This is a genomic window from Maribellus sediminis, from assembly GCF_011799805.1.
GTDB lineage: Bacteria > Bacteroidota > Bacteroidia > Bacteroidales > Prolixibacteraceae > Draconibacterium > Draconibacterium sediminis_A.
On the sequence record NZ_WXUB01000001.1, the window covers coordinates 1,689,987 to 1,702,868 of the forward strand.

General features: G+C 40.1%; 11 protein-coding genes. All 11 read left to right on the plus strand.

Annotated features, from left to right (window positions below; genetic code table 11):
• The first annotated feature begins 431 nt into the window (after positions 1-431).
• The 11 genes from HFD85_RS06460 to HFD85_RS06510 all read left to right on the plus strand — a co-directional run bounded on the left by HFD85_RS06460 (position 432) and on the right by HFD85_RS06510 (position 12,867).
• Positions 432-3,071 carry a LuxR C-terminal-related transcriptional regulator gene (locus HFD85_RS06460; RefSeq protein WP_167606398.1) on the plus strand — a complete coding sequence of 880 codons (2,640 nt, stop codon included), beginning with the start codon at positions 432-434 and terminating at the stop codon, positions 3,069-3,071.
• A gap of 335 nt (positions 3,072-3,406) precedes the next feature.
• Positions 3,407-3,658 carry a hypothetical protein gene (locus tag HFD85_RS06465; protein WP_167606401.1) on the plus strand — a complete coding sequence of 84 codons (252 nt, stop codon included), beginning with the start codon at positions 3,407-3,409 and terminating at the stop codon, positions 3,656-3,658.
• A 60-nt stretch (positions 3,659-3,718) separates the two neighbouring features.
• Positions 3,719-4,936 carry a CaiB/BaiF CoA transferase family protein gene (locus tag HFD85_RS06470; RefSeq protein WP_167606404.1) on the plus strand — a complete coding sequence of 406 codons (1,218 nt, stop codon included), beginning with the start codon at positions 3,719-3,721 and terminating at the stop codon, positions 4,934-4,936.
• Between the two features lie 113 nt (positions 4,937-5,049).
• A complete protein-coding gene (locus HFD85_RS06475; RefSeq protein WP_167606407.1) occupies positions 5,050-5,511 on the plus strand; it encodes a MaoC family dehydratase in 462 nt (153 codons plus the stop codon).
• Positions 5,512-5,605: 94 nt separating this feature from the next.
• Entirely contained in the window at positions 5,606-7,144 is a 1,539-nt protein-coding gene (locus tag HFD85_RS06480; protein WP_240925017.1) for an AMP-binding protein, read from the plus strand.
• 102 nt (positions 7,145-7,246) lie between these two features.
• Complete coding sequence (locus HFD85_RS06485; RefSeq protein ID WP_167606413.1) at positions 7,247-8,023, plus strand: enoyl-CoA hydratase-related protein; 777 nt, start codon at positions 7,247-7,249, stop codon at positions 8,021-8,023.
• 97 nt (positions 8,024-8,120) lie between these two features.
• Positions 8,121-8,876 carry an enoyl-CoA hydratase/isomerase family protein gene (locus HFD85_RS06490; RefSeq protein ID WP_167606416.1) on the plus strand — a complete coding sequence of 252 codons (756 nt, stop codon included), beginning with the start codon at positions 8,121-8,123 and terminating at the stop codon, positions 8,874-8,876.
• 63 nt (positions 8,877-8,939) lie between these two features.
• Positions 8,940-9,395: a MaoC/PaaZ C-terminal domain-containing protein gene (locus HFD85_RS06495; protein ID WP_167606419.1), complete on the plus strand. Its 456-nt coding sequence runs from the start codon at positions 8,940-8,942 to the stop codon at positions 9,393-9,395.
• A 209-nt stretch (positions 9,396-9,604) separates the two neighbouring features.
• Positions 9,605-10,234, plus strand: a complete 630-nt coding sequence (locus HFD85_RS06500; protein WP_167606422.1) for a MarC family protein — start codon at positions 9,605-9,607, stop codon at positions 10,232-10,234.
• Between the two features lie 286 nt (positions 10,235-10,520).
• Entirely contained in the window at positions 10,521-11,099 is a 579-nt protein-coding gene (locus HFD85_RS06505; protein ID WP_167606425.1) for a helix-turn-helix domain-containing protein, read from the plus strand.
• Between the two features lie 298 nt (positions 11,100-11,397).
• A complete protein-coding gene (locus HFD85_RS06510) occupies positions 11,398-12,867 on the plus strand; it encodes a metal-dependent hydrolase family protein (protein WP_167606428.1) in 1,470 nt (489 codons plus the stop codon).
• The last annotated feature ends 15 nt before the right edge of the window (positions 12,868-12,882 follow it).

Sequence of the window (12,882 nt, forward strand, 5' to 3'; positions counted from 1 at the left end):
CTGAAATGAAAAATGATGTGTGAGAATCTGTGGCTCAAGGCCGATAAACAAGAACAGGTTAACGTATTAGAATATAACACGAAAATTTAAATCTTAATTACCCAACAATGAATACAAAAACAAATATTACTGCAACATTCAATATGGTTTATCAGGTATTTTGGAACTTACACAAGATAAGGAACCGGGAACTCATATCTCCAATATTAAGGTTATCGAAGAGATCACTGAAAACTTAGAAACTAGCTCAATTATTTATGCAATTTATAAGTCATAATAGTAGGGATTAATTGATGCCTGTTGGCAAATGAATTAGACAACATTAAACGATTTGATTTTAAAAAATTATAATGGCTTTTCATTGTCTCTCATTAATGCTTGCTTTTAACAATCCACACCTTAATTGAAAACATTATTTAATCATCCTGTAAATGTCCATTTTAAAAACCCGCTTCCATAAACCAACGATCACTTCCAATATTATTCCGAGAAATCGGATTGTAGATTTGTTGAATCAAAATTCAGAGAAATCTCTGATTTTGGTTTCTGCACCGGCTGGGTATGGTAAATCAACGGCTGTTAGTCAATGGCTTGAATTGCAGGAAAAACCCTATGCATGGCTTTCTGTAGATCATATCTTTAATAATTTTACTGTTTTTCTTGAATATTTTGCACTAGCAATCAGTAGCTTTCGTTCTTTGGATGAAAAGAAAATTCAAGACTTTGTAGAATCATCTTCGGTTTTAAGCCCGCATGCGATTGCCGAAAAAGTTTGCAATTACCTCAGTGAAAATATGGGACCAGGAATAATGGTGCTGGATGATTACCATAAAATTCAAAATCCCGACATTCACGAACTTATCAATTATCTGTTGAACTTTTGCCCTATTACGAAGCAGCTTATAGTTATTACGCGTTTCGACCCTCCTTTAAAATTAAATCAACATCGGTTATACGGAAGGCTTGCAGAGTTGAGAATTGCGGATCTTATCATCGATTCGCAAGAGTTTGAGAACCTGATAAAATACAACGAAAGCGAATTATCAGAGAATAGTTCTCTCGTATTGGAAAAGTCAGAAGGCTGGATTTTGGGAATTTCTATGTTGCTTCAAATTAATAGTACAGGTAAGCAAAATCTTGAGAATGTTCTGGCAGCTAATATGCTAACAGATATGGACTTTTTGCTTGGAGAGTATTTACCGCAGTTACCTGAAAGTTTTACCGAACCGCTTCTATTGGCAAGTATTTGTGAGCGCTTTAACGAAGAACTCCTGGAAGGATTGTTCCAAACACACCTTACACAAAAGGTAGATGTACAGGAATTTATTGCAAAACTAAAGGAATACAATCTTTTTCTTATTGCAGAAGATAATGTGAATGAATGGTTTCGTTTTCACCATTTGTTCAGTAGAGTACTTCGTCGGCAGCAAAAAAAACTAACTTCCTTTAATACCGACAATGCCTTGTTATACGTAAGTGAATGGTTTGCCAGCAATGGTTATATCGATGAAGCCATTTCATACGTACTTCGAAAAGGAGATTTAGAAACGGCCAGTGCTCTTGTTACCCAACATCGAAGAGAAGTCTTTAACCGGGGACAATGGTGGAGAGTAAAAGCTTGGCTGGATCAATTACCGGATAATTTGATTAAAACTAAACCTTCTTTATTAATCGCCTATGTTTGGGTACTTGAAAATTATTGGAATCTACCGGAGACTCATCAAGCACTATTTTTGTTGGGGCATGTAATTAAAAAAGGCGCGAACGATTTAGATATATCGGAATATTACTTCCATTTAAGTTTTCATACATTATTCTTTCATTCTTCACCTGACAAAGCGCTTAAATATGCGGAGAAATCGAAAGCGTTGTTCGACGACGGTGAAATGTTGGGAGCCAGGCGAGAAATGGTTATGGCGTTTTGCATGCAGATGCTGGGAAAGGGAAAAGAAGCGATAGAAATGCTGGAAGCAACAGAAAAAGCTTATGATCCGAGGGAAGTAATGCATTTGCGTTCCTATTCTTCAAGGCTCTTTGTTTTGCTTTTATCTGGTGAGTTTGTTGAGGCGAAGAATGTAAGTCAACGTTTTAACTATATCGTCCAAAATTCTTTCCGTTACCTGGAAGCATGGAATATATATTTGACGGCAAATATTGATTTTCAAAATTTTGATTCTCCCGAAGTTGTTGATTCCTTGCTAAACGCACGTGACTATGAGGGAGCGATGGATTGGCGAGCTTATGTGGATTGTTATGCCGGTTTATGTCTTTATTATATTATTTCCAATAATGTTGATGCAGCCTTAGAAACCTTAAAGAACATGGAAACGAAGCAGCAACAAATTAAGGGAGGGCTTTTTTCCAAAAACTTTATATCTACTCAAATGAGAATAAATTGGCTACTGGGCGAAGAGCAAAAGGCTCTGGACTGGGCGAATGAAAAGCTGGAATTAGAAATGAATGCAGTGGATCCTTTTGTTACGATCGAGGTTCCGCCATTAACCCGTATTCGGATACTGATTACTTTTGGTAACAGCGAACAGTTACAACATGGTCTGAACTTATTAGATTCGTTCGAGAAGTTGGTTCACAGCGTTTACAATTCTTATAATGATATTGATATACTGTTGTTAAAGGCTTTAGCCTGGAAACGTCTAAAAGATGAGGATAGGGTAAATACATTTTTGAAGAAAGCATTTGACGTTTACGACATACAGCGAATAACCAGACCGTTCAGGGAATTTACGATCCTGGCTCCCAATTTATTCGATGGGGTTGAAAATATCCCTCTAAATCTACAACACATTATTTCTGCAAAACCCAAAAAAATCCAAAAACTTCAGGTGTTTTCCAAAAACAGAGTCAATGACCATGAGGAACTGACTCGACGTGAGCAGGAAATTGTAAAATTAATATGTAGTGGGCTGCGAAATAAAGAAATTGCCGATCAGTTACACATTTCCACTACTACTGTAAAAAGCCACCTCACAAATATCTACGCAAAACTTAATGTTAGTAACCGTACATCAATGATACGAATGGTACAGAACATCGGTCAGGATTTTTTTTAATATCGTTATCGCAATTGAAAAGTCAATCCCCTTTTCCTTACAAAGGCAAGCGCTTATTCAGATTGGCATATTCAGTTGGTAATTGAGCAAGTTTGGTTATGCAAATAAAATAGCCTGAGGTATTGGTAAAATATTATCGGCAAGGTTATAAGTATCTCCTTTTTTATAGTCGGAGTGTTTTAAGTTGTACATAATCAGTGATTTATGTATTGTTGATGTGCCTTTATAAAAAAATCGCAAATTTTCAACTTTTTATTCCCCAAAGGCTTAAATCATACCTTTTTACGACTTTGGTATGATGTGCTGTAATACCTTTTTACCGGTACTTTGCCTCCATGAAACAAACGATAAAAAATAGTATCAAAAAAGTGTATTCACAGGCATGTGTATATCATATAATACTCCAAGGCAAAATTACTCCAGCCTTGTTGGATTCCATCGATGAAATGCAAATCCGTGAAAATGGGAAAGGGGAAATCAACCTGATTGGTTGGTTACCTGATCAATCTGCACTCATTGGACTACTGAATCACCTGAATGAAATTCGCTACGGAATTCTTTCAGTTAAAGCACTAATGAATGAATAACAAAATAGCACAGTAATAATTTTTAAAGTTTAATCAAAATTATAAAAGGAGAACAGAAAAATGACAAAAGTATTAGAAGGAATCAAAGTAGTTGAAGTTGCCTCAATGGCAGCCGCCCCATCCGCAACAGTAATTCTTGCCGATCTTGGCGCAGAAGTAATCAAAGTTGAACCGCTTAGTGGTGACATGTGGAGATATGGAAACATGGTAGCCGGTATGCCACCGAGCAAGATTCAGTACACGACCTACATTCAAAACCGTACGAAGAAGTCGGTTGCACTTAACCTGAAGAAACCTGAAGCACAAGAAGCGCTGCACAAGCTGGTAGCTGATGCGGATGTTTTTCTTACCAATTCGCCACGCAAAGTACAACAGGAGCTGAAACACACCTATGATGATATTAAGGCAATTAAGCCAGATGTGGTTTACGCATGGATCAATGGTTTCGGTTTAGAAGGACCCGACAAAGACGCTCCGGGATTTGATATGACCGCCTGGTATGCACGCTCGGGTATGATGGAAGAATTGCGTCCGAAGGATGGTAGTCCTGTACCACTGCCTGTTGGAGGTGGAGACTTAAACACTGCAGTGTCGTTGTTTGGTGCAGTTATGACAGGGCTCTTTCATCGCGAACGCACCGGAAAAGGATCATTTGTATCAACATCATTAATGAATATGGGAATATGGGCGAACTCAAGTATGATGCAGGCCGCACTGGTAGGTGCACCACCAATGCAGAAGTTTCATCGCACAGAATGGCCAAACCCGGTTAGTGGTGGAGTTTATAAAACCAAGGACGACCGCTACATCATTATCGTTGAGTTAAATCCAAATAATGTGGACAATTTACGAGATGCATTTGGTGCCGACCACTTAAAAGGCGACGAGCGCTTTGCAACACCTGAATTACGCGCTAAGAACCACCAGGCATTGTTCGACGAAATGGAAAAAATTGTTGGACAACATAACCTTTCTGAGGTTTCAGAACGCCTTAAAAAGTACCGCGTAAACTTCAGCGTGGTACAAACCACCGAAGAATGCACCCGCGACGAGCACATGATGGCCAACGGCTGCTTCCCTGAAGTTGAAGGCGCAAATGGCATTCGCACTATCGACAGTCCGATCCAAATTTTGGGTGATGGCCTCGAAAAAGTGAAGCCACAAAATCCGCCGGCTGTCGGTGAACACACTGTATCTCAACTAACAGCTCTGGGATACACCGAGGAAGAACTTAAAGCATTGGCTGAGGCTCATGTAATCGGTTTGCCCCGCAACTAATAAAAGTGAGAAATATTTTCGGAGGCGTTTATAGCGCCTCCGAACCAACTGATTATTTAGTAATTAAAACATTTACAAAAAAGAATTTTAAATTTTTAAAAAAACATAATGTTATGAAAGAAGAAGATAAATTTTACGAAGACTTTGAAATAGGCGAATCTTATATGACTGCCGGCAGAACCATTACTGAAACTGATATTGTGATCCATGCCATGCATTCGGGCGACTGGCAGCCTCATCATACTAACGAGGAATTCGCCAAGTCGCAACCAATTAAGCACCGTATTGCACACGGAAACCTGACCTTCTGCGTGAGTACAGGGTTAATTTTTCAGGCAGAAAAACCAAACCCAAACATCATGGCTTATGGTTACAACAAAATCCGTTATCCCGCTTCTGTTTATGCAGGCGACACCATCAAAACAGAGGTGAAAATCACCGACAAGAAGCCTCATCCAAAGCATAAAACACATGGTTTGTTAACCCAAACAGAGACAACCACAAACCAGCGGGGAGAAACAGTCGCTTTTGTTGAGCACATACTATATGCAAAAAGGAGAAATCCTGGAGAGTAAAAAGAAGAGTAACAATCTAATAGAGTAAAAAAAAGGAAAGAATCTGATGAAAAAGAACGAAAACAAATTTTCTAAACTTGATGCGTTTCGCGACATGGATGTAATTTGGCTTCTTGAGCAGTGGGTTGAAAGGCAGCCAGATAAAACCTTTGTTGTTTGGGCTCCGTTCGAGGGGTCTGAGCGTCAATGGAGTTATGCCGAAATGGCGGGTTATGCTAAACAATTTGCTTCAGGATTACATGCCCGGGGCGTCAGGGCAGGGGATTTCGTTCTTATTCATTCAGATAATTCTCCTTATTTTCTAACGGCCTGGTTTGGCTGTGCCTATGTTGGCGCTGTTCCGGTTACAATCAACACCCGTTCTGTAGCCGATAACGTTAAGTATTTTGCTGAAGTTATGGAGCCTGTTTGCGCCATTGCTCAGCCCGGTTATGCAAAAATGGTACGGGAAGCCTGTGGCGAAGACACTAAGCTAATCATAACCGGTGAACCAATCACCGGTGACGAAGTTAAGGGACTGGAATTCGAATCTTTCGCTGATATTTTTTCTAATGATTCCCTTCCAGCATTACCAACAGATCCGGAACGGAACTTTGCCGTACAATTCACATCAGGAACTACATCGCGTCCAAAACCTACAGTGTGGACAAATGCCAATGCCCTTTGGGGTGGCAAATCCATGTCAATGAACATGCGGCTAAGGCGAGAAGATGTCACACTGATTTCTATGCCACTATTTCATGCCAATGCCCAGATCACTTTGCTCACCGCCCTTTGGTCGGGAGGAAGTGTTGTAGTGCATCCCAAGTTCTCGGCCTCACGGTTCTGGAGTACCTGTGCGAAACATGGTGTAACCTGGGTGTCGATGATTCCTTTTGCTTTTAAAGCCTTGAAAGGAAGACCCGTGCCGGAACACAAAGTTCGGATAATGATGGGATTGGAACGCTTGCCGGAAGCCGAAAAAGAATTCGGAGTTCAAACCATGGCACTCTGGGGAATGACCGAAACAGTCGCTTCCAGTATTGTAACTGATCCTGATCATCCGGGGCCAGCCGGAACAATGGGACGACCATCACCACTATATGGCGTAGAAGTCCGTAAGAAAGATGGCTCTCAGGCCGGACCTGGAGAGGAAGGCCTGCTGTTTATCCACGGAGAAAGAGGAGTATCGGTCTTCAAAGAGTACTATAAACACCCTGAAGAAACGCAAAAGGCATTTGACGAAAATGGTGCCTTGGACACTGGAGATGTAGTTCGTATTGATGAGAATGGCTGGATGTACTTCGTTAATCGCGACAAAGATATGCTTCGTGTGGGCGGAGAAAATGTGGCCGCACGGGAAATTGAAATTGCTATTAACGATAGTGGTTTGGTGATGGAAAGTGCTGTTGTTGCTCAGAAACACTATATGTTGGGAGACGTACCCGCCGCCTTTATTTCATTAAACGAGGCTGGAAAGGTGCTTACGGAAGAGGAAGTAAAGAACAAGATTATGGCTGTTTGCAAAGAGGAACTCGCCGATTTCAAAGTACCAAGATCGGTGCACATCGTTAACGATTTTCCTCGTTCAACGCTCGATCGAATAGCAAAGAACAAACTGCGGGATCAATTACCATGTATTGAATCAGACTAATGGTCATATCAAAATCTTGATTGAACAAAATACACTTGCCAAATAAATAAAAGAGAAGCAAACATAAAAGTTTATAAATATTAATAGAAGACAGAATATAAAATGAAAGAGTATAAGTATATGAAAACCGAGCGAAAAGGAAACGTTGGAATCGTTACCTTCAATCGCCCTGAGGCACTAAATGCGCTTAATGAACAAGTTGAAATAGAAGTTACCGATGCTTTAATGGAATTTGATGCCGATGACAGTATTGGCTGTATGATCCTTGCCGGTGGTGAAAAGGCGTTTTGTGCCGGAGCCGACCTGAAATGGATCGCATCACAGGATTTTGAGAGTGCTTATCGTACCGACCTGGCAGCATATATGGATAAAGTTGCTGAACTACGCAAACCGGTAATTGCAGCCGTTAAAGGATATGCATTCGGAGGCGGCACTGAAATATCGTTAATGTGTGATATGATTATTGCAGATACAACTGCAAAATTTGGCTTGACTGAAGTCACATTAGGTGTTATCCCCGGTGGTGGTGGGCCTGCTCGTTTGGCTGCTGCTGTTGGAAAAGCAAAAGCAATGTATTATGTATTGACAGGTAAACCTTTTAGTGCCGAAGAAGCCGAGCGAATTGGTATGATTACAAAGGTTGTGGAAGATGGTAAGCTGATGGATGAAGCACTTAAGGTTGCAACTACCATTGCCAACAATCCACGATTAGCAGTTTTGGCCGGTAAGGAATCTGTAAACCAACAGGCGGAAACTCCTCTTATTCCTGCACTGAAAGTGGCACGTCGACTTTTCCACGGGCTGTTCAGTACATCTGATCAAAAAGAGGGAATGACAGCCTTTGCAGAAAAGCGTAACCCCAATTATCAAAAATATTAGAATGCTTAACTACCACAGGAGTAGTTTTCAGAAAATCCATATTTGAAAAGTGGAATAATCGATTGAATAATAAAGTTTAATAAAAAAAGAATAAGAAATGAAAAAAGTAATTGTTGAAAAAAAAGGTGGTATAATCTACGTAAAAATTAACCGCCCTGATGTATTGAATGCCTGTGATGGCGATACCTATAATGCCATTGCTGATGCATGGGAAGAGCTTGAAAATGATCCCAATTTACGAGTAGGAATTGTAAGTGGTGAAGGTCGTGCATTTTGTGTTGGTACTGATGTTAAATGGGTGAAGTCGCCCGAGGCCGATGGATACGTAGATCGTTTGTACCCACGCATGTTAAACCTGACCAAGCCCGTGATTGCCGCTGTTCATGGTCATTGCAACGGTGGCGGACTGGAACAGGCATTAGCCTGTGATATTAGAGTATCTACCGAAGATGCCCACTTTGGCTCTGGTGAAATTCGATTGGGTTGGATTCCTGGAGGTTATGGAACTCAACGTTTACCGCGTGTAATTCCTTTGGGTAGTGCACTTGAATTGTTGTACACCGGTGGCCGTGTCGATGCACAGGAAGCTTATCGTATAGGTCTTGTAAATCATTTGGTGCCAGCCGATAAATTGATGGAAACCTGCGAAAAAATTGCCGGAGAGATTATTAAAAGCGCTCCGCTTGCTGTGCAGAAAATGAAGGCTGTGGTTATGCAGGGACTTGATATGCCACTTACACAGGCTGTGAGACTGGAAAAGGAGTATTTTGACTGGCTGATGCGAACCGAAGACTCGAAAGAAGGTGCCCTGGCTTTTGCTGAAAAACGCGCTCCAAACTGGAAAGCTAAATAGTACTTTTCTTTTCTACGTTAACCCCCAAGTAAAACAAATAGTAATCTAAAAAATTAAAAAATTATGAAAGAAGAAGCGAAATTTTACGAGGACTTTGAGATAGGTGAAACCAAAATGACACCAGCTAGGACGATCACGGAAACCGATATTGTGATGCATGCTATGCACTCAGGCGACTGGATGCCCCATCATACAGATGCAGAATGGTGTAAAGATCAGCCTTTTAAAAAGCCCATAATGCATGGTAATGGAACCTTTAGTATTAGTACTGGTCTTACTTTTCTGGGTGAGAAATTGAATCCACATGCCATGTCGTACGGATATAACAAAATTCGTTATCCGAACAATGTGTTCGCAGGTGATACTATAAAGGTTGAAACAAAGGTTATCAGCAAACAAGAGCATCCCAAGCGTCCAACACATGGCTTGGTTACGGAAGCGAAGACAACACTTAACCAGAAAGGCGAATGTGTGTGCTATGCCGAGCACATTCTTTTTGTGGAAAAGAGGAATCCTTAAGACTGTAGCGCATATGGATGCATTCAAATTGAACCAGCTTTAGAAAATTTTGCAGATCAGTCATTTTCGGAGAATTCAATAAAATTTTATGAAAGGCCCCGTGAAATTTTCTAAGCTTTTTTATTAAAACCTGGTGCAAGAACTGCTTCCAGCGATCAATAACAACATTCGAATTCAAACAATAAAAATGACGAGAAAGGAGAAATACAATGACCCTAAAGTTTATTGATGTATTTATGATTCTTTTTATCACCATGGGGCCGCTTAAACCTGCCATTGTGTATGTTACATTAACAGCCAAGTCAGATGCTGCTTTCAGGCGAAAAGTGGCTCTGCGGACTGCAATAACAGCAAGCATTGTGGCAATACTTTTTGTTGTAGCCGGCGAATTTTTGCTGAGTGCCTTCCATGTATCAATTCCTGCATTAAAAATGGCCGGAGGTTTAATATTACTATTGTATGCCTTAGAAATGATAATTGGCGGTGATAAGAAAGAAGATAGCAGTATCGATTCCGGACCGTCAACAAACATTTCGATATACCCGCTGGCTTTGCCTTTAATGGCAACGCCACAGGGTCTTGTAGCGGTTACAACTTTTGCGGCTGCCGACCCAAATATGAGTGACACGCTAATGGTTGTTGGAACAATATTGGGCTTAATGGCCTTCAACTTCGTTTTTTTGCTCGGTGCCCATAAAATCCTGAAATTAATAGGCCCTGCTGCATTAAAAGTGGTGTCTGTTGTTGTGGGATTGCTGCTTGCCGCTTTGGCAATTCAGTTAATGATCTGGGGGATGACTGATCTTGGTGTATTGGAGGAATTTGTTGCCACGGGGTAACATTTTATCAAAGCATGAGAAAAAAATTTGTAAAACGCTTTAGATAGGAATAATGGAAAACATGGTTTGAAGACTTTCATGTGTGTATGGATGGAACTATGAAAGTCTTCCCTGTTTTCCAATTATTTGTACCAAACGATCCGCGTATTCTGAAAACCAAAACCGCGAGAAGCATAATTTAACAATAGGTTAAATAAACGGAACAATAGATTAAGTGCCTCCTGTACCGGGCATGTACATTTGTATAACACTAAACAAAAATAAGCACCTAACAATTAACAGCGAAATGATAATTCTTAAAAATATGCTGTTAAAGCCGGCTAACTTTTACGTGGTTGTATACAAGGTAAAAACCGATTTTGCTACCTATTTGAAAGTATTACAGCTAAAATTAAATGAATTCTTCAACAATTTATTTATGCCTATTAAATGGCGAATGTTAATTCATAAACAAGTTCGGCTTAACAGCCAGGATGAGAATGGATTAAAGTATAGTAGTAGCAAAAGCTGGAATGAAATTCGTGAAAAGCATACTGAGGAATTTGTTGTGCTAGTCCGCAAAACCATTATTGAAAATATGAAAGCAGACGGATTCGGTGTTTGTATGTTGTGTAAAAAAATAGGCATGAGCCGAACTCAATTGCACATTAAACTAAAATTAGTCACCAATAGATCAACTTCTCATTATATCAGGTTTGTTCGCATACAAAAAGCCACTCAACTTCTTCGTGAAACCAATTTAAATATCACCCAGGTTTCATTGGAAGTTGGAATTGACAGTCTTCCCTATTTCTCTCGGATTTTTAGAGCCGAAGTTGGCTTAAGTCCGCAGAAATATCGCAAGATATATCGCTTGGAACAATAGGTTAAATAATCGGAACGATAAGTAAAACTCCGCTTTCATCTAATTCGGAGATTTGTAGTACGAAAAGCAACAAGTTCTGTGAAAATAAGGTATTGATATAATGGTTTAAATAGATTGTTATAAAACATTTGTTTATTCATTGATTTGCGGTGTGAAATTTTGTAACTTTTATTAACTGCATGAATATGAGTATTCTAAATTATTTTCATTCGACATTTATTCGAAGTTTTATAACATTTTAAGATGACCAAATACCACAGAAATAATTATCGATATTATAAATTTTAATTACCCAACAATGAAAAAAACAGCAATCTTTATTTTAACAGCAATTGTGCTGGTAGCAATGAGTTTTACAGCTTATTCGCAAGATGAAGAAACGGTTACACTAATTACCAACGTTAATATTTTCGACGGAGAAAACGAGAAATTACTGGAAGACTACGATGTTCTTGTAGTTAAAAACCTGATTAAAAAAATCGATAAGGATATCAAAATTGCTAGTTCTTATGAAATTGATGTAAAAACCGGTGGTTTAAAAGTGATGCCGGGTGCACATGCCAATGATCTTTCAGTATCCGGAGATCAGACCGTAATGGTGTACGAACCTGAAAAAGATGTTAAAAAAGAAGTAACGGTAAAAGTTATTGATGGAGGAGGCCGGACTTTAATTCCAGGCTTAATCGATGCCCACTGGCATACAACCTATGCATCAACGCCGGCCCAAATTCTTTTACTGAACCAGGGTGATATGCCCGAAGTGGCCATTCTGAGTATGACGGCCGCCGAAGAAACACTGTTACGCGGATTTACTACCGTTAGAGATATGGGAGGTAATCCCTTCGCCATTAAAAAACTTATTGATTCCGGAAAATATCCGGGGCATCGTATTGTACCTGCCGGCCCGTTTATGAGCCCTACTGCCGGCCATGCCGATCATTACGATGTTCCAACAGAAACACCCAGAGACAAACGTTTCCTCAACTATTGGGAACGAAATATGATGTCAATGACTTCTGACGGAGTTGCTGAAGTTCAGCTACGCACCCGCGATATTTTAAAATACGGTGCTTCTCAAATTAAGATCTGTACCGGTGGGGGTGTATCTTCATTATATGACCCCCTGGATGTTAGTGAATACTCGATTGCCGAAGTAAAAGCTGCTGTGGAAGAAGCCACAAACTACAATACTTATGTGGCCTCACACGTAATGACCGATAAAGGAGTTCGCACCTCGGTAGAAGCCGGAGTGATGTCTATTGAGCATGGTTTTTTTGCTACAAAAGAAACCTTGGAATTGATGAAAGAAAAAGATGCCTGGTTAAGTCCTCAGCCCATGAAAGAAGAAGATATGGTATGGGCTAACCCAATAAGTGCTGCCAAATACAAACAAGTAACTGATGCTGTAGCGGCGTTGTACCCAATGGCAAAAGAAGTGGGTGTTAACCTCGCTTTTGGAACCGACCAACTCATGGATGCCTCAAAAGCACATCAGCAGAGCGATTATTTGGTACGATTAGGAGAATGGTTTACACCCTATGAGACATTGAAAATGGCAACCTCTGAAAATGCTCGCTTACTGCAGTTATCAGGTCCCAGACTTCCATATCAGGAAGGCCCACTAGGCGTGATTAAAGAAGGAGCTTATGCCGATCTAATTATTGTTGATGGCAATCCACTTGAAGACCTTGAATTGGTAGGAGATCCGGGTAAAAACTTCGTGCTGATCATGAAGGATGGAAAGGTATATAAGAATACATTGAAATAATCGAATTAATAAATC